Source organism: Frankia sp. CcMO1 (assembly GCF_977945845.1).
On record NZ_CDWTMG010000086.1, the window covers coordinates 1 to 17,088 of the forward strand.

The 17,088-nt window shown below is 69.6% G+C and carries 13 protein-coding genes; 10 read left to right on the top strand and 3 right to left on the bottom strand.

All coding sequences use genetic code 11. The features are described from left to right. Positions 1–100: 100 nt before the first annotated feature. Positions 101–313: a hypothetical protein gene (locus AC08OU_RS12425; protein ID WP_476604925.1), complete on the top strand. Its 213-nt coding sequence runs from the start codon at positions 101–103 to the stop codon at positions 311–313. Positions 314–681: 368 nt separating this feature from the next. Here the strand turns inward: AC08OU_RS12425 and AC08OU_RS12430 are convergent, their stop codons facing one another. Beyond that, complete coding sequence (locus AC08OU_RS12430) at positions 682–1,572, bottom strand: SDR family NAD(P)-dependent oxidoreductase (protein WP_476604926.1); 891 nt, start codon at positions 1,570–1,572, stop codon at positions 682–684. Positions 1,573–1,602: 30 nt separating this feature from the next. Here AC08OU_RS12430 and AC08OU_RS12435 point away from each other — a divergent pair, with 30 nt between their 5' ends. Then, the gene (locus AC08OU_RS12435; protein WP_476604927.1) at positions 1,603–2,262 is read left to right on the top strand and encodes a TetR/AcrR family transcriptional regulator; all 660 of its coding nucleotides are present in this window, start codon (positions 1,603–1,605) and stop codon (positions 2,260–2,262) included. A gap of 109 nt (positions 2,263–2,371) precedes the next feature. On the opposite strand, the gene AC08OU_RS12440 is transcribed toward AC08OU_RS12435, so the two are convergent. Further along, a complete protein-coding gene (locus AC08OU_RS12440; protein WP_476604928.1) occupies positions 2,372–3,169 on the bottom strand; it encodes a transposase family protein in 798 nt (265 codons plus the stop codon). 124 nt (positions 3,170–3,293) lie between these two features. Then, positions 3,294–4,694 (bottom strand): glycoside hydrolase family 26 protein, encoded by a 1,401-nt coding sequence (locus AC08OU_RS12445; RefSeq protein ID WP_476604929.1) that lies wholly within the window; start codon positions 4,692–4,694, stop codon positions 3,294–3,296. Positions 4,695–5,077: 383 nt separating this feature from the next. On the opposite strand from AC08OU_RS12445, the gene AC08OU_RS12450 reads away from it, so the two are divergent. The 8 genes from AC08OU_RS12450 to AC08OU_RS12485 form a co-directional block, all read left to right on the top strand. After that, on the top strand, positions 5,078–5,572 hold the full coding sequence (locus tag AC08OU_RS12450; RefSeq protein WP_476604930.1) for a hypothetical protein: 495 nt from the start codon (positions 5,078–5,080) through the stop codon (positions 5,570–5,572). Next, complete coding sequence (pstC, locus tag AC08OU_RS12455; protein WP_476604931.1) at positions 5,572–6,603, top strand: phosphate ABC transporter permease subunit PstC; 1,032 nt, start codon at positions 5,572–5,574, stop codon at positions 6,601–6,603. The genes AC08OU_RS12450 and pstC overlap by 1 nt, the downstream gene beginning before the upstream one ends. After that, entirely contained in the window at positions 6,604–7,833 is a 1,230-nt protein-coding gene (gene pstA / locus AC08OU_RS12460) for a phosphate ABC transporter permease PstA (RefSeq protein ID WP_476604932.1), read from the top strand. It begins immediately after the preceding gene. Positions 7,834–7,922: 89 nt separating this feature from the next. After that, positions 7,923–9,602: a phosphate ABC transporter substrate-binding protein PstS gene (gene pstS / locus AC08OU_RS12465; protein ID WP_476604933.1), complete on the top strand. Its 1,680-nt coding sequence runs from the start codon at positions 7,923–7,925 to the stop codon at positions 9,600–9,602. 107 nt (positions 9,603–9,709) lie between these two features. Next, entirely contained in the window at positions 9,710–12,283 is a 2,574-nt protein-coding gene (locus tag AC08OU_RS12470; RefSeq protein WP_476604934.1) for a hypothetical protein, read from the top strand. A 369-nt stretch (positions 12,284–12,652) separates the two neighbouring features. Then, the gene (locus AC08OU_RS12475; RefSeq protein WP_476604935.1) at positions 12,653–13,921 is read left to right on the top strand and encodes a hypothetical protein; all 1,269 of its coding nucleotides are present in this window, start codon (positions 12,653–12,655) and stop codon (positions 13,919–13,921) included. Positions 13,922–13,943: 22 nt separating this feature from the next. After that, positions 13,944–15,569: an Ig-like domain repeat protein gene (locus tag AC08OU_RS12480; protein ID WP_476604936.1), complete on the top strand. Its 1,626-nt coding sequence runs from the start codon at positions 13,944–13,946 to the stop codon at positions 15,567–15,569. A 186-nt stretch (positions 15,570–15,755) separates the two neighbouring features. Next, positions 15,756–17,088: COG1470 family protein (locus tag AC08OU_RS12485; protein ID WP_476604937.1), on the top strand; the 1,333-nt coding region annotated here is incomplete at its 3' end.

Consider the following 17,088-nt stretch of genomic DNA (forward strand, 5'->3'; position numbering starts at 1 on the left):
GGAACGCCTACGGCTACCGCAACCCCGCCAACCAACGACTACGAACACGCGCCGCAACCACCCGCCGAGCCCGCGGACGCCTCAACCCCGACCAACTTCGATGACCCTGTATCAGGCGACCGTTTTGATCGAAGACCCAGGCGTGCCCGACGACGTCGAAGGACAGCAGGAATGGAGTGCGCTGACACTGAGCCCTTTCCAACCTCGTGAGTCACATGGCTTCGGCGGTGATGAGGACCTGGACGGCGTTGACGAGGTGGCTGGCGTGGGCGCGGGCTGGAGCGGATCTTCCGCAGGACGCGGCAGTTCTTGAGCTCGGTGTTGGTGCGTTCGCCGGGTGCGCGTAGCGCGGAGTGCGCGCGGTTCACGGCCTGCTGGCCGGTGGACAGCTCGCGGCGGCCGAACTCGCCGGTGCCGCGGTCGTAGCGGGTGCGGCGGTGTGGAGATCGGATGACAGGGCCGAGCGACACCAAACGGGTGCCGGTCCGGCGCTGGTGCCCTCGCGGCGCGTCGCCGACGAAACGCAGGGCACGGGTGGACACGTTCATGGCAGCGGGTAGACAAGCACACGAGGCTCCTGGTCCGGACGATGATCTTCGACAATCGCCGTCCTACCAGGGGCTTCGCCAGGTCCCAGGCCCCGCCACACCACACCTGGTGCCTCGCCCACTCGGCTCTCAGCTAGATGGACAGATGAGTCCGGGCCGCCGATGACTCCTCGTGGCGGTGGGCCATCCGCCGCATCTGCCGCTCGGTGCTGTGGGGCCACATCACAGCCGCGAGCTGCACAGGCCGCAACCAAGGTGGTCCGATGTCGTATGGTCGCCGAGTGACGGCGTCGCAGACGATGGCGGCGGCCTGATCGGCGGTTAGTGCCGGTGCCTCGCGGTACTGCGGCGTCGGGGCGCTCATCCGGGTGTGCACCAGGCCCATGTGGACGAGCGAGATGCGCACCCCGTCGTGCGCCAGCTCCGATCGGGCGCTCCGCGACCAGACGTCGAGCGCAGCTTTTGATGCCTGGTAGGCCGCGAAGAAGGGCTGTGGAGGCGTGCGGCCGGCCACGGTGAGCACGTTCACGACATGCCCGCGGCCGCTCTCGCGCATCGGCGGTAGCAGCCCGAGAGTCAAGCGCACGGGCGAGAGGTAGTTGAGCCGCGCCGTGCGCTCGAAGTCGTGGAAACGGTCCAGCGACGAGGCTATCGAGCGCCGGATCGAGTGACCCGCGTTGTTCACCAGCACATCGACCGCGCCGTGCTCTGCGGTGATCTGCTCTGCCAGCTCACCCACCGCGTCGAGGTCCGAGAGATCGGCGGGCAGCACGTGCGCATCGCCACCCGCCGCGCGGATCGCGTCGGCCACCGTGCGGAGCCGTTCCTCGGTGCGCGCGACGAGCACGACGCGTGCCCCGGCCTCGCCGAGCCGGCGAGCGGTCGCCTCACCGATCCCGAATGACGCGCCGGTCACCACGACCATCTGCCCCCGCACCACCTCCGCCAGCTCGGCCATTCCGGTTCGGGACCAGCCCTGGAGCGCGTGGACGGTGAGTCGCTTGGCGAATTCTGGAGATCGCATGCTTGACCGTAAGTCAGATAACCTAGTTATGTGAAGCCCCGAGCAGAGAGTCAGGCTCGTACCCGGGAGCGGCTCATCCGCACCGCTGAGGACATGTTTCTCGCGCACGGCTATGTCAACGTGCGGCTGTCCGAGATCGCCGCGCGGGCGGGCAACTCAACCGGCGCGGTCTATTCGAACTTCAGCGGTAAGCCGCAGCTCGGCCTGGCCGTGCTGGACCGCGTCCGGGCACGTGAGGTGAAGGGACTGGCACGCGCCGTGGAGCTGGCCAGTCGCCACGGCCCGCCGGCAGCAGAGGCTCTGGTCACGGCGATCGGCGCCTGGGCGCAGCACATCTTGGACGACGGCGCGTGGTTTCGGCTCGAGATGGAGTTGGCGCTCCAGATCAAGGACGAGCCCGAGCTCGGCATTGAGCTTGCCGCACGGCACTGCCGGCTCGTCGAGGATCTGGCCGGCGCAGTCACTCGGCATTGGCAGGCGGCGGACGTGGATGACGAGAAACGGGCGACGCAGGTCACGGCACTGCTCACTCTCGGCACCGGTCTCGCCGTGCGGAGGATGATCGATCCAGACGTGACGGCCGAACCTCTGGTCCGCGCGCTTGAGTCACTCCTTGTCCCAGTCGGACCAGCCGGGCCCTCCCGGCCTCCAGCGCCGGACGAGACCAGGTGGGGCTCCAGTCCTCGGTGACGCCTTCCACGTCGCCCAGCCTCGGCCAGAGCATGACGCCTGGCGCCGCCCGCGAGCACGCCATCCCCGACGCCCTCGCCGCCGGAGTGAGGGTTTCCAACCTCGTGAGTCACATGGCTTCGGCGATGATCAGGGTCTGGATGGCGTCGATGAGCAGGCTGGCGTGGGCGGGGCTGGAGCGGATCTTGCGCAGGATGCGCCAGTTCTTCAGTTCGGCGTTGGCGCGTTCGCCGGGAGCGCGTAGCGCGGAGTGGGCACGGTTGACGGTCTTTTGACCGGCCGACAGTTCGCGGCGGACGAACTTGCTTGTGCCGCGGTCGTAGCGGCTGCGTCGGTGCGGAACCCGCACGTTGGGGCCGAGGCCGTGATAGGCGGTGTCAGCGAATGCCGTAACGCTGGCCGTTGCCAGCGCCTGTGGGATGGCGTGTTCGCCGGCGGCGCCGGCGTCGTGCCGGGCACCGGGCAGAGCGGGTGAAGCCCAGATCAACCTGCCGGCTGGATCGGCGATGACCTGCACGTTCACGCCGTGCGACTTGTGCTTGCCGGAGTAGTAGGCCCGATCATGTCGGCTGGCCATCGCGACCCGGTCGATCCGCACCAAGGTGCCGTCCAGGATCACGTACGCCTTGGCGGCAGCGGTCTGCATCGCCTGGTCCAGGGACGGCGCCAGCGCGGCCAGCACGCTCAAGGCTTCGCGCAGATACCGGTAGGCGGTCGTCGTGCCGACACCGAACCCGACCGCGAGATCGCGGTAGGTCTCACCCTTGCGCAGGTACGCCAGCACCATCAATGCTTGCCGGCCCGCCGACAGCAGCCGCCACCGGGTTCCCGTCCGGCGACGGTGCGCCGTCAGCGCGTCGGCGACGAAACGCAGAGCGCGGGTGGACACTGAACCGTTCCCACTCACGGCTCCGAGACCGCGACGCCGATGCTCGACCTCAGCGGCACGGTCCGCTCCGGCAGGGCGACGTCGCTGTGCAACGTGTCGCGCACCCGGTTCGCGATCACCGAGGCAACAGGGGCCCCACGCCTCACCGGGTCGTGGGCAGGCAGGAGTGGATCCACCAGAACCAGCACTGCAGCCACCTCCAGAGAGGCCAGAATTCGTCGGTCAGGTCATCGAACCACGTGTCATCGGGCGGAGCGCAGGTGCGGGTCGGATCGGGTGTCGGTGCGGGGGAGGGGTTGGGCGAGGTCGGCGGATTCGGCGGTGGGCCTGTCGTCGAGGTAGGCGCCTCAGTGGGAATCCGGGTCGCCGTAGGCGTTCGAGTCGGGATGGGTGCCGACGTCGGTGCCGCGGTCGGTGGGGGTGCCGGCGTCCCCGTTGGAGAGGGGGTCGGCGCGGATGTCGGAGTCGGTGCCGCGGTCGGAGTGGCGGTCGGAGTGGGAACGGGTGTGGGTTCGGGAGGCGATGTGGGTGTCGGAACCGGCGAACCGGGAGGCGGTGACCAGGTGCGGGTCAAGAGGATCTGGCGCAGGTACTCAGCGGCGGCGCGCGGGTTGAGGGACAGTGCGCCCGCGTAGTACGACGCCGGCTCGTTGAAGTACGACTCGTAGGCGAGGATGTCTGCGTTCTGGCGGAAGAAGCCGAACATCTGGCTGATGTAGTACGGGTTGTCGCCGCCGTTGTGCCCTGCCCATGCGGATCCGGGGTACACGCCCCATTCCGGCACTGAGAGCTGCTTCCCGTGAGCGCGGGCGAAGTCGGTCCAGAACTTCAGGCCGTACGGGCCGGCGTAGTGCTCCTGCCAGGCCGCCGCAGACGTGGCCGCGGGCCATCCGTCGTAGGAATCGACGCCGACGATGTCGACGAATGAGTCGCCCGGGTAGGCGGCGACGGGATCGATGCCGAGTTGCGAGGGCCCGCGATTGACGTTCCAGTCCCAGCGCAATGCGGGCGCCTCCGCCTCCACCGCTGTGTAGACACGCCGCCAGCATGCGGCGAACTCGGCCGGGTTGCGCGCGGCCCACAAGTACCAATTGCCGTTGAACTCCCAGCCGAGTCGGACGATCGATCGGTGGGCCATGCCGCTCGCCTGCATCGTCGTTCCGAACGCGTGCCACCTGTCGTCATACGCGCCAGCGGCGCACGCCGCCATCGTGGCGCCCTCGCCCTCCGGAATCGGCGGCACCCCGAAGGACACGATCTGGCTGCTGCCGCGCCAGCGTGCCAACAGCCATTGAGGGCTGACGACGTCGGACCACGTCCGACGCGCCGGCCAGGTCACCACGACGTCGGTCGGTACGCTCCGCCACGTCCCGAAGGCCTCGTGCGCGGCGGCGTCGTCCCCCGGGATGTAGACCCCGCTGGCCCAGGGGAATCCCGAGCGCAACGGCTCGACGGTCTCGGCCGCCGCAGGTCCGGCAGCGTTGCCGCCGAGCAAGCCCAGCAGCAGTGAGGCTGCGAGTGTGATGCGAGCCGTTCGAAGCATCTTGCGGCCCCTCCCAGGATGGCCTGAGGGGCACGCGCCCCCGCACTGACCTGGTCACGTTTGACGATCTTCCTGCCACCGAGCGTGCGACGGTGTTCACGGTCCCGCTCGTGCCGGTGAACACTGCGGCGGATCTGGGTGAAGGTGTCGAATGGGGTGTAGGTGTGAAGCTCGCCCGAAACGGAGGATGAGTGCGAAATCGATAGGGAGCGAGCATTTCGTTAACGCTGATCATGTCCGCCGTTAATACGGCTTTGCTGACGCATTAGCTGAACCTCTTCAAGATCAAGGGCGCCGGGGGGCGGCCGTTCGGGGCGCCCACCTCTCGGGGATTTCGTCGTGACGAGGAGCGTCCCGTCCGATGAGCCGTGAGGAGCTTTGGCATGCCCCGGTCCAGGTTCTTGTTCGTCAACGGCACCACCGTCCAAGGCATCTCAAAGCCTCTCTGGCCGGGAAACGAGTCACTGCACCTTCTCGACACCCCGGCGGACGGGCGATGGACGAGTTGGCGACTTCTGAGCGGCAACAACTACGAGCTCGGCAGGGGGGCCAAGACCTACCCGGACCAGCTCACCTGCCGAGCGGACCTCGTGCGCGTTCGCGACCGGGACTCACCCCGGACAGCCGTGGCTGTTTCCGGCGCGACGTGGTTCTGGCAACTCCAGTACGACGGGGTGACCTTCGCCGTCTCCGCCCGCAGCTACCTGCGGCAGCGGGAGTGCCGGTACAACCTCGGCCAGTTCCTCACTGAGCTCCTCCTCGCCGAGCTGCCCGTCGTTCGAGAGATCAACCTGCGTGCGGACCGGCGCAGCCGTGCCCCCCGCCCGCGGGACCTGCCGTGGATGCCCCGCGGATGGCCCGCGGCGGAGGCGACGTGATGAGTTCCGGGCCCGCCGCGCTCGCCGACACGGCTCACGAGATAGACCCCGTCGAGGACGCGCCGCGCGACATACGCGTCACGATGGACCTGGCCGACCGCATCTTCGGCCTGGTGGCTCGGGGCAGCGGCACGACGGTGCTCGTCATCATGGGCGTCGTCGGAGTGTTCCTCGCCCTGCAGGCCATTCCCGCACTCAAGGACGCCGGCTTCGGCTTCCTCACCACGAAGGAATGGGAGCCGTCCTCCGGTCGCTTCGGCGTCGCGGCAGTCCTCTTCGGAACCATTGCCATCGGCCTGATGGCGATCACGATCGCCGTCTTCTTCTCCGTGGCCACCGCCCTGTACATCTCCCAGTACGCGCCGGCGCGGATCCGTCGCACGCTGGTCAGCCTGGTCGATCTGATGGCCGCCGTCCCCAGCGTCGTGTACGGGCTGTTCGGTGCCTTCTTCTTCCAGGAGTATGCGATCGGGCTGGCCCAGTGGCTCTCGACGTACCTCGGCTGGATCCCCCTGTTCAGCATCCCCGGGCGCGATCCCCGGGACCCGCTCGGCACCCCGACCGACTTCAAGTCGTCGACGTTCATCGCGGCCGTCGTCGTCGCGATGATGGTGACGCCGATCGCGAGCTCGGTGATGCGCGAGGCGTTCGACCAGGCGCCGCAGGGAGAGCGCGAGGGCGCGTACGCGCTGGGCGCCACGAGGTGGGGGATGATCCGCGCCGTCGTCCTGCCGTACGGCCGTGGTGCGGTCATCGGAGGCACGATGCTCGGTCTCGGCCGCGCCCTGGGCGAGACCATCACCGTCGCGATGATCATTTCACCGGTCTTCGAGATCCAGTGGAACGTACTGGAGAAGGGTGCGAACTCGGTCTCGTCGCTCATCGCCCTCCGCTACGGCGACGCCGACAGGTTCAGCCTCTCGGCACTGTTCGCCGCCGGGCTGGCACTGTTCCTGATGACGATGGCGGTCAACTTCGCCGCGTCGATCATCGTCGCTCGCAGCCGGTCCGGCGCGGGGAGCGAGGCCTAGGTGGTCGTTCAGGACGCCGCCCCGCCGGTTCGGCCGGGCATGGCGACGACACCTCCCCGGGGCGACTCGGACGCGCCGGAGCAGCGTCGGGTGCTGTCCACCTGGCGCGGCAGCGACGCCCTGGCGCTGGGTGGTGCGGCGCTGTCCGCAGGCGGAACCACGTGGTTGCTCTTCACGCAGCTCGCCCCCTTCTCCGGCGCGCTCGGCTGGTTTGCGGTCTGGTACGTCCTCTTCCTCGGGACCTACGCCCTGCTGGTCTCGTTCGATGAGAGCGGTCAGGCGGTGCTCGACCGGATCGCCGCCGCAGTGATCGTGAGTCTGGCCGCCATCCTGCTGCTGGGTCTGTTCTTCGTCGTCACCTACGTCGTGGTGCGAGGGGTCCCGGCCCTGGGACACCTGAACCTCTACACGAAGGACCTGTCGGTCACCGGTCCGCTGCAGCCGCTGAGCAGCGGCGGGGTGTTGCACGGATTGGCGGGGACGCTGATCGAGATCAGCATCGCTCTGGTCGTCACCGTCCCGCTGGGCCTCACGTGCGCCGTGTTCCTCAGTGAATTCCCGGGGGCGTACGCCAAACTCGTTCGGACGGTGGTCGAGGCGATGACGGCGCTCCCGTCGATCGTCGCCGGCCTCTTCATCTACAGCACCCTCATCCTCGTGCTCGGCTTCCCCCGCTCCGGGCTCGGGGCGGCCTTCGCGATCAGCGTCATGATGCTGCCGATCGTCATCCGGGCGGCCGACGTGGTCCTTCGTCTCGTGCCGGGATCACTGACGGAAGCGTCCTTGGCGCTCGGCGCCAGCCGGTGGCGCACGGTCTGGTTCGTCACCCTTCCGACGGCACGATCGGGCCTGGCCACCGCCGTGATCCTCGGCACCGCCCGCGGCATCGGCGAGACCTCCCCTGTACTGGTCACCGCCGGCTACGGCAACAGCCTGAACCTGAACCCGCTCGAGGGGCCGATGGTCTCGCTGCCGCTGCTCGCGTACGAGCTGCGACGGTTCCCCTCCGACGCGATGATCTCCCGGTCCTTCGGTGCCGGATCGATCCTGCTGATCCTCGTCGTCGTGCTCTTCGCGAGCGCCCGAACTCTCGGCGGTCGCGGCCCCGGCGTCCTGACTCCCCGGCAGCAGCGCCGCCGCGATCGGCTCTCGCTGGCTGACGCGAAACGACTCTCCGCGCGAGGCCGGGACCGAGCCATGACCGTATCCAGCAAGCCATCCGACGAATGACAGCCACTGCACGTCCCACTGCCCGTCCCGCTGTACGTCCCGCTGTACGTCCCGCTGCCCGCGATCGTCCGACCCACGAGGGAGCGCACGTGTACCGCCGACAGTCCACCCGCCCGCGTCACGTCGTGGCGGCCCTCGCAATCACCGTTCTGGCCTTGTTGCTCGCAGCCGCACCGGCGGCTGCCGCCAGCTATACGCCGATCAGTGGCGCCGGCTCCACCTGGTCGTCGAACGCCATGCAGCAGTGGGCATCCAACGTCAGCCAGTTCGGCATGACGATCCAGTTCCAGGCCAACGGATCGACCCAGGGCCGGCAGCTCTTCTACAACGGCACCGTCGACTTCGCCGTTTCCGAGATCCCCTACGGAGTAAAGGATCGCGGTGTCGCCGACCCGAGGCCATCTCGAGGGTTCGCCTACATGCCGATCGTCGCGGGCGGAACGTCGTTCATGTACAACCTGAAGATCGGGAATCGGCGGGTGACGAACCTTCGCCTGTCCGGCGACACCATCGTCAAGATCTTCACCGGAAAGATCAAGCAATGGTCCGATCCGGCCATCAAGGCGGACAACCCGGGGTTGTCCCTGCCCGCGCGAAAGATCATCCCCGTGGTCCGCTCGGACGGCTCCGGCACGACGGCACAGCTGACCACCTGGATGAGCAAGAGATACCCGGCGCTGTGGGATGCCTACTGCAAGCAGGCAGGGCGTGCCACGCCGTGCGGCGTCACGTCGTTCTACCCGGTCGTCAGCGGCAGCGGCTTCACCGCGCAGAACGGCTCTGTCGGCGTGGCGGGGTATGTCGCCTCCTCGACGAGCGAGGGTGCCATCACCTACGTCGAGTACTCGTACGCGCAGAACGCCAAGTTCCCGGTGGTCAAGCTCCTGAACAGGGCCGGCTACTACACCCTGCCGACGGCGCCCGCGGTCGCGGTGGCGCTGCTGAAGGCTCAAATCAACAACAACAAGGGCTCGCAGGACTACCTCACGCAGATCCTGGACGGCGTCTACGACAACGCCGACGCCAGGACCTACCCCCTGTCCAGCTACAGCTACATGATCGTCCCGACGGATCTGGCAGCTCCGATGACGGCGAAGAAGGGCCTGACACTGGGCGACTTCGCCTACTACTTCCTGTGCGAGGGCCAGCAGCAGGCACCCGATCTCGGGTACTCCCCGCTGCCCATCAATCTCGTGCAGGCCGGGCTGCAGCAGGTGAGGCGGATCCCCGGCGTCGACGTCCAGAACAAGGACATCAAGGGCTGCAACAACCCGACCTTCTCGCCGGACGGCAGCAACAAGCTCGCCAAGACCGCACCGCAGCCACCAGCATGCGACAGGAAGGGCGCGAACCAGTGCTCCGACTCCACCGGGTTCGGTGGCAGCGGATCCGGTGGCGGATCCGGTGGCGGATCCGGCGGTGGCGCGGGCGGTGGGGGTGGGACCGGTGGCGGCGCTGGAGGGGCCGGGACGGGCGCTGCAGGCGGTGGTGCCGGTGCCGGTTCCGGTGGAGCCGGGACGGGCGGTGTCGCGGGACCCGGCGCCACGAATGGCGCCGTCGTCGACCCCGACACCGGCGAGGTCATCAGCGCCGCCGGCGCCGGGACGGGTGCCGGAGATGTGTCCGGGCTGCCGGTCTCGCTCGCGTCCGACTACCTGGGCGGCCCACAGCGTCTCGCCCTGATGGCCCTGGCCGTCGTCCTCCTGCTCGGAGTCCTGGTCGGCCCGCCGCTGATCGCCCGTTCGATGGGCCGGAGCGCTCCGCGGTGACGGCGCTGCAGGACCTCCTCTCGTCTCCGCCGGATCCCCTGGCATCCGGACGGAAGACATCCGGCGGCCGGAGCGGGCCCGCACGGCGACGCCGCAGGGGATATGCGGTGCTGCTGGTCGCGGTGCTGCTGGTGGGGTTCGTCGCCGGGGCCGCCCCGCGGTCACCGTCGGGCGCCGAGGACCAGGAGGCGCTGTCCGCAGCCCGCTCCATCGCCGCCGAGAACGGGCTCCCGTCGGCCGTCACGGGCAGCGCCGCGACCAAGCGCGGAGCCGGCGCGTTCAAGGATCTCCAGATCACGGTCGGGCAGACGAAGGACCTCGTCAACCAGAGCATCGCCCTCACGTGGGCCTGGGGCGGCAGCAGCCCCGGGCAGCATGCGAGCATCCGCGAAGGCAGTGACATCGTCGCCAACTACCTGCAGGTCATGCAGTGCTGGGGCGTCACGTCCCCGGACCGGACGACGTGCACGTTCGGTGGAATCCGTTCCGCGCAGGAGACGGGCAACACCTACGCCGCCACGCGCCGGATCTTCCCGCCGAGTTCGCCGGCCGCCCCCGACCGGCCGATCGACCCCGCGGACGTCGGCGTCACCGCCGCCGACCGTGACTACCTGTACCAGGGCGACCAGGGGGACACCACGCGGTTCGCCGTCCCGTACCTGACGGTCGACGGGGAGAAGTTCCGGCACGACGGGCTGGCGGTCAACCCCTTCTTCGGCGAGTTCGATACCAACGAGATTCCCTACGCCGTGACACGAGGGGACGGCAAGGGTTTCGAGACCTTCGAGACGCAGACGTTCCGGGAGTCCGCGTCCATGGGCTGCGCCGACATCGTCGCCGGCGGCACCGGCGCGGGCGCGGGCGCGCCGCGTCGATGCTGGCTCGTCATCGTTCCGCGCGGAACGACCGAGGTGGACGGGCGGGCGTGGACCGACCTGCCCGGCCGCCGCCTGTTGTCGTCACCCCTGTCCGGCAGCAACTGGAAGAACCGGATCGAGTTCCCGCTCCAGTTCCAGCCGATCGGGCGGCCATGCCCGATCTCGGCAAAGCAGCGGCTCGTCGGCGGCGTCGAGAGCTCGGCCGAGGTGGTGCTGCGGTGGCAGCCCGCCTTGTGCGCCAACGGCGGCGCGGTCTACGGGTACGCCAAGCTCGCCGACGCCGTCGCCGAGGCACCGCTCACCGGAAGCGGCTCGGCGACCCGCGGCCTCAGCTTCCTCAACTCGCCCGTGGATCCCGCAGGCGTTCCGAGAGATCGCACCCTCGTCTACGCACCCATCGCGCTGTCCGGGGTATCGATCGCGGCCCTTGTGGAACGGACACCCAAGACGGAGGCGGCCGGGGCCGTCCAGGCGCGCCGGGGCGAGCGCATCACCGACATCAAGCTCACGCCGCGCTTGGTCGCCAAGCTGCTCACGCAGTCGTATCAAGCAGGCGTGGACACGGCTCCCGTGCCCGGCTACATGTCGAAGAACCCGATGAACATCGACACCGATCCCGAGTTCCTGCGCCTCAACCCCGAGTTCAAGGACCTGACGACGTCGACCATCCAGATCACGGTGCCCACCGGCGTGACGTACACGAATCGCATGCTGTGGCGCTGGATCGCCACCGACGACGAAGCCCGCGACTTCGTCGCCGGGGTGCCCGATCCGGACGGAATGCGCGTCAATCCCTTCTACCAAGGGCTGACCATTCCGCAGGAGACGCTGCCGAAGATCGATCCATACTGCCGTCACGACTCGAGCCAGTTCAGGCGGCCACCGCTGTGCGTGTTCGATCTGCATCCGGCCGTCGCCGACTTCCGTGAGGTGGCCCGCAACACGTCCCGCGGCGACACCCTTGCGCTGGAGTGGGCCATATACGTCGGGACGCCGCTGCCGACGGACCCCGTCTACCGGCGAGTCCCGCGACAGGCGTCGGGGGCACGGCGGATCCTCGGTGTGTCCGACACGGCAACGGCCGCGCGGTACCAGCTCACGACCGTGAAGCTGCGGAACGCGGCCGGCCAGTTCGTCGCGCCAACGACGCAAAGCCTGCTCGCCGGCGTCGCTGCGATGCAGTCGACCCCTGTCGCCGGGGTGAAGGTTGCGGACCCCGAGTCGAGGAACAGGGCGGCCTATCCGCTGACGATGCTCACCTATGCGGTGTCGGCTCCGAACCAGCTCGCCGCCGACGCCGCACGCGACTACGCGCGGTTCGTGCGATATGCGGTGGGAACGGGCCAGACGCCCGGCACGGCCGTCGGGACGCTGCCCGAGGGATACGCACCGTTGCCGCAGGGCCTGCGCACCCAGGCGCTCCAGGCCGCCAAGGACATCGAGGCCCGGGTCGGTCCGAAGCCCGCGGTCACGCCGAAGCCGCCGGCAAGGGGCGGCGGATCGGGTGAGCCGCCGGGCCGCGGCGGCTCGGGGGGCGGAGGCGGGATCGCCGGCGAGGGATCGAGCGGGGTGACGCCTACCGGACCGGCGCCGCCTCCGGCGACGAGTGCGGCGACGAGTGCGCCACCGGCCGCCGCCGCGCCGACGCCTGTGGCGACGAAACCGGCCCTGTCGCGCACACCGGCCGACACACTCATCGGCGCGATCGGGCGGTACGCCTTCCTCATCGTGCTCACCCTCGGCCTCTCGGGCGCGATCGTCGCGCCACTCATCCCTCGGATCGCCCAGAGGCTCGACCGATGAGGGACGAGTGCGCATTTGCTGGGAGATCGCTGTGCGTCGTTGACCGGCACGTTGCGAGGACGTTGATCGCACGTTGCCGACCGGCACGAGGCTGCTCGTGCAATCCAGATCATGGGCGGCCGGCGACGCCGGTCTCCCGCACCGGATCCCCGGCGTTCCGGCCGTTCACGGCCGGTTCGTCGAGGGGCACGGCGCCTCGGGACGGAGGCGCCGTGCCTGCTGCTCCACAGGCACCACCGAAAGGCACTACCGCATGACGAAGCCCCACGGCACCAACGCACCTCATCAGAACAGCACCAGGACGGTAGCACTGCACGCGCGAAGCTTCGCGGCCTGCGGCTCCCGCTCCCGAGCGAGAGGACATCGAACGTGAGATCAACGAGGACCGGCGTCGGGGTGGTGGCCGTCTGCGGCCTGCTCGCTCTCGGCATGGCCGGGACGGCGCACGCCGCCGACACGAACACGACCTCGGCCACCGCGGTCGCGGCGACCGGATCGGACACCACCGACGAGCTGACCGGTGGCCTATCGGCTCTCGGCTCCCTGAGCGGCGACCTGGCGAACTACAACGCGACCGGCTCCACCACCGTCACCACGACCGCCAACTTCCCCGCCGGGGCCCGGGCCGCCGGTGCCGACTGCACGTTCACCCGCCCGAACGGTTCCACGGCCGGTAAGAACGCGCTGTCGGCCGCGATGCGGGGCGCCGCCTTCGGCGGGTCCGCCAACATCAAGGAGTGCGTGGGCTTTGCGCGCTCGTCCAGCAGTGGCTTCCCGTCGGGGACGAACGCCGTCCCGGCCGGGACCCTGGCCCGCATTCCGATGGGCCTGGACGCTCTGGCTCCGGCGACGCTCAAGAGCGGCACCGTGCCCAAGCGGGTCACCTTCACGCTCCTGAAGGATCTCTACACCCGCAACGGTGTCGCCGGCTCGGCCGCCTGCTTCAACATCATCCCGTTGATCCCGCAGGCCAACTCGGGCACGCGGGCCTTCTGGGCGTCCACCCTCGGCATCACGGACTACGACTTCAGCGGAACGGGCGGCGCCGTCGCCACGGCTCCCGCAGGCGTCCAGACGTGGGGTAGCTGCGTGACCGGCGGTGCGGCCAACCCGCTCGGGACCGGTACGGGGGCGGGTAACGGGAACCCCGGTGACCGGATCGGGGGTGCGTCCGGTGCCCCGGTGCAGGAGCACGCCGGTACGGCACTGAGCGACCCGAAGCACCTGGTGCCCTACTCGGTCGGTCAGTACATCGTCCAGGGCTCCGGCATCGTCAGCGACCTGCGAGCGAGCAGCGTGCTCGTGTCGGTCGACTTCACCAGCACGAGCAACACCGTGACCAACACCAACGTCCGGCACCCCTACGCGCTCAACGGTGGTAGCGGTGCGGCCGGGTTCTCGGGCACTACGGGCAACCTCACGCGCACCGTCTACGGGTTCGCGCCGCGGGCCCTGTACGACGCCGCCTACACCCCGCCGGCCGGCACCGACGGGTTCGGCAGCACCAGCGGGACCGACAAGGCGCGCTTCCTGGCCGCTTTCGCGAACGGCGCGGGCTCGGAGATCTGCAACACCAGCGTCGTCCAGCTCTACGGCTTCGCCTCTGCCCCGGACTGCGGGACCCCGACCCTCAACTGACCCCCGGAAGGGACTCCACATCATGAATCGAACCATTGTCCGTGCCGCGGCACTCGGGCTCGCGAGCTCCGTCGTCGCTGCGCTGAGCGTGGTCGGTGCCGGTGCGGCACTTGCCGCGCCGACGCCACAGGGCCCGCTCGCGGGCACGTTGACCGGCAACCCGGCGACGGGCCTGGTCACCACTCCCGGCAAGGTCGTCAGCTCCGCCGCCTGCCCGGGTGACACCACCGTCGTGAACGGCTTCCTGTACTTCGACGCCAACCTCGACGGTGACTACACCGACGCCACGGACATCGGCGACGCCCAGCTCAACGTCGTCATCAGTACGAACAGCACGCAGATCGGCGAGCTGACGACGACGGGCATGAACCTCGACAACAACTACTCCGGGCTGATCGCCCAGACGGGGCGTTCGGTGGTGGACGGCCGCTACGAGGTGTCGATCCTCTGCCTGCCGGACGCTTTCGGAAGCCCGGCCACTGCCCAGTTCAACGGTGCGTTCACGATCAGCGGGACGAACTACACGTGGGAGGTCGCGGCCGCGCCGTCGTCGACGACGGCGCTCACCACCTCTCCCAGCGGCAGCGCGTCGCTGGGTGACTCCGTCACGCTCAACGCTTCGGTCACGTCGTCGGCGACGGTGGCGGGCACGGTGCAGTTCCGTACCGGCACGACCGCGCTCGGTTCGCCGGTCGCGGTGAGCGGTGGGTCGGCGTCGTTGACGACGACGGCCCTGCCGGCGGGGAGCCAGTCGCTGACGGCGGAGTTCATCCCCTCGAGCCCGTCCTCGATCCAGGGGTCGACGTCGCCACCGGTGTCGTTCACCGTCAACGCTCCGGCGCAGGCGACGACGACGGCGCTGTCGTCCAGCCCGTCCAGCCCGACGACGGCGGACGTCGTGTCGCTGACCGCAACGGTCACGGCCACCTCCGGCACACCCGCCGGCTCGGTCACCTTCCGGGAGGGCACCACGACGGTGGGCACCGCCACCGTCAGTGGCACCGGGACGGCGTCGATCTCGCTCACCGGCCTGACGGCGGGTGCGCACTCGTACACCGCGGAGTTCACGCCGTCGAACTCGGCCCAGTTCCTCGGGTCGACGTCGTCGGCACACTCCATCACGGTGACGGCGTTCGCCGGTGTCACCGCGTCGGAGAACATCACGACCGCCATCCCGGCTGGTGCGCTGACGATCACCGCCGGGGGCACGGTTGACCTGGGCACGCTGCGACTCAGCTCGGACAACACCCGGTTCGAGACGGCCGCTCCGGTCGACCTCAACACCGTGACCGTCACGGACACGCGTGCAGGTTCGGTGGGCTGGAACGTCAACGGTGCGGCCACGAACTTCACCGGCGGCACCGGTAGTGACCAGATCAACAGTGGCAACCTCGGCTGGGCGCCGCGGGTCGTCTCGACCGGCACGGGTCAGACCGTGGCTGCGGGGTCGGCTGTCGCGGTCCCGTCGCCGCCGCTGGCACCGGGCGCCACGACCACCGACGGCCTGAAGACCGCGAAGCTGCTGGCCTCGTCGCCGGCTGGTTCCAGCGTGGGCACGGCACAACTCACCGCCGCGCTCTCGCTCGTCGCGCCGACCACCACCAAGGCCGGCGTCTACAACTCCACCCTCACACTGACGGCGATCTGAGCCGTCCCTGAAGGGTCCGCCGGCCGGCCGTTCGCGGCCGGCCGGCGGGTCCACCGCATCCACCACCCGAGCCGCAGGACGGAGGGTCCCCGGATGACCGGCGAGGGCAGGCACCGGCTGCCGACTGTCGTGAGGGCGCGCGGGGCCGCGCTGCTCACGTTCGGAGCCCTACGGAAGGCACCTCGCATGACCGACGAACGCACGCACCGGATCCCGATCGTCGTGAGGCCGGCCGTGGCCCTCCTGGTGGCGGCCGTGGCTACCGTCGGGGCGGGCGGCGCGGCTCGGGCGCATGCCGCACCGGCCGCACCGGCCGCCTCGGCACCCGCCGGCGCCGTACAGGGCTCTGTCGTGACCGGGCCAGCGGCGACGCAGCTCACCCAGGGGCTGTCCGGCGACGACGCGAGCCGCAGCTTCGGCGTCCAGCCGTCAGGGCCCAAGAAGCCCGACCCGCGGCCGAACCTCACGTACCAGAACGTGAAGCCGGGCCAGCGGCTCATCGACCACGTCGCGATCCTCAACATCGGCGACCGGCCGGTGACGCTCTCGGTGTTCGCGGCGGACGCCTTCAACACCCCCGCTGGCGGCTACGACGTGCTCCGGCAGAACGAGAAGTCGAAGGATCTCGGCTCCTGGGTCAAGCTCCGGCGCACGTCCGCTACCGTGCCCGCGCGCTCCGCGCTGATCACGCCGATCGAGCTGAACATCCCACGCAACGCGGAGCCGGGGGACCACGCGGCCGCGATCGTCGCTTCGTTGCGGACGCGGACCCGCGACGCCAAAGGCAACGTCGTGAACCGCGACGACCGGACCGGCACCCGGCTCTACGTGCGGATCGCCGGCAAGCTGCATCCGAAGATCGATATCGACCGTCGCGTCGCGAACTTCCACCAGGGATCGGTCCCGATCGGCCGCGGCAGGGCCGACGTCACCTACACGATCCGGAATACGGGGAACGTAAGGCTCGTAGGCACCCAGACGATCCGGGTGACCGGCATCCTCGGCGGCTCGTCGGCGGCGCGGACGCCGGACGTGCCGGAGCTGTTACCCGGCAACGTGTTCACGTTCACCCAGCGCGTCGATCGCGTCATCCCCACGTTTCTCAACACGGCTCGGGTGACGGTCGACCCGAGGTCCGTGTCGGGCAACGTCGACCCGGCGCTGGAGCAGGCCAGTGCGAGCGAGCGGTTCTGGGCCCTGTCGTGGCCGGGTCTCGTCGTCCTGCTCTCCCTGGTCGGTGGGGGTGTCTGGTACTGGCGCCGCCGCCGGCAGGGTGCTGGTCCCACGGGGTGGGACGACGGCGCCCGTGGACCCGTGCCCGGCTCCGCCCCGGACTCCGATGGGACGGAGGCGACCAGCCGTGCCGGGGTTGCGTTCCGGTCGCTGGCCGCCATCGCGCTGCTCTGTGCCGTTCCCCTCCTCGTGCCGGCCGCGGCACATGCCGCCGGGGGTTCGCTTACCTTCATCCCCGGGAAGGGTACGCCGGGCACGCCGATCTATGCCGTCACGTCCGGCCCCT